General features: G+C 46.1%; 1 protein-coding gene. It reads left to right on the forward strand.

What is annotated here, in order from left to right; genetic code table 11:
- Nucleotides 1-19 precede the first annotated feature (19 nt).
- The coding region (locus R7Z49_RS24545; protein ID WP_318112308.1) for a PilZ domain-containing protein at nt 20-760 on the forward strand (741 nt) is incomplete at its 3' end.

Genomic DNA, 760 nt, shown 5'->3' on the forward strand with positions numbered 1-760 from the left:
ACATACTCTAACAGAAATAATGCAGCAATCTGAAATTCTCTCGCTCGCTGAAAGACTCATTCCCGTTTATGGTTCTGAAGACTTTGATTTTGTCCTTGGTCAATTGACCGAGGAAGAGCCGCCGTCGGCCAAAATCTTAGTGAAGATGGAACTGAACCGTCTTATGGCACCATGTAAGAAGAGCATTGATTTACGTGGTCGCGTCAAAGGCGAATGTCGTGAATATGTTTTAGATGGCATTTCGCATTGGTTGGACGATGTCGCTTTTAATGCTTATCACAAGAACATTAAGAAGTTTGGCACCTACACCGAAGGCATGTGGGAAGCATTGGTCAACACGCGCAATAACTTTCGTGTGATGAGCAAGCTCGCCACGCAGGAAAAGTCTCATTCATTAACCGATCCTAAAAGCCCCTTTCTCGCAGAACCGGTTCACCTCGGTTACGACTTAAAACGCCAAGAAAAGCGGTTGAAGGTTCAGTCCCAGGTAGAAATTCGCCGCGCCAAAGGGCAAATCCTTCATGGATTAAGCATCGATTTGTCGAGCTCTGGGGCAAAATTTAAAGTCCCGAGCGCTTTTAAATACAACCTTGGTGAAATCATTCACGTTTCATTTACCGAGTTTGCAGGCAAGTCGCAAGTCGCGGGCATCGAAAAGCCACTGTCGTATCGAGTATTGGCCGTAGACGATTGCTATGAAAATGATGCAGTGCGCTATCTACGAACCATTCGTCTAACGGAAACCAATGTCGTTGCGCGC

It is taken from the genome of Vibrio sp. 1562, from assembly GCF_033340155.1.
In the GTDB taxonomy this organism is placed as follows: domain Bacteria; phylum Pseudomonadota; class Gammaproteobacteria; order Enterobacterales; family Vibrionaceae; genus Vibrio; species Vibrio alginolyticus.